General features: G+C 48.8%; 2 tRNA genes. Both read left to right on the forward strand.

Annotated elements, in window-relative coordinates:
• The first annotated feature begins 105 nt into the window (after positions 1-105).
• Positions 106-182, forward strand: a tRNA-Ile gene (locus AC2FC2_RS26960).
• A 37-nt stretch (positions 183-219) separates the two neighbouring features.
• Positions 220-295: transfer RNA gene (locus tag AC2FC2_RS26965), tRNA-Ala, on the forward strand.
• Positions 296-560 lie beyond the last annotated feature (265 nt).

Raw genomic sequence — 560 nt, forward strand, 5'->3', positions numbered from 1 at the left:
TAGGGGAACCTGCGGTTGGATCACCTCCTTACCTAATGATATTGATTCGCGTGAAGTGCTCACACAGATTGTCTGATAGAAAGTAACGAGCAGAAATACCTTTATAGGCTTGTAGCTCAGGTGGTTAGAGCGCACCCCTGATAAGGGTGAGGTCGGTGGTTCAAGTCCACTCAGGCCTACCACTTCTCGAAGTGGAAAAGGTACTGCACGTGACTGTATGGGGCTATAGCTCAGCTGGGAGAGCGCCTGCCTTGCACGCAGGAGGTCAGCGGTTCGATCCCGCTTAGCTCCACCATATAGTCCTGTATTTCAATACTTCAGAGTGTACTGGCAACAGTATGCTGCGAAGTATTTTGCTCTTTAACAATCTGGAACAAGCTGAAAATTGAAACATGACAGCTGAAACTTATCCCTCCGTAGATGTACTGGGGTAAGGATTAACCTGTCATAGAGTCTCTCAAATGTAGCAGCACGAAAGTGGAAACACCTTCGGGTTGTGAGGTTAAGTGACTAAGCGTACACGGTGGATGCCTAGGCAGTCAGAGGCGATGAAGGGCGTG

The sequence above is a fragment of the Serratia sp. CoH_122_TC_1 genome (genome assembly GCF_058191755.1).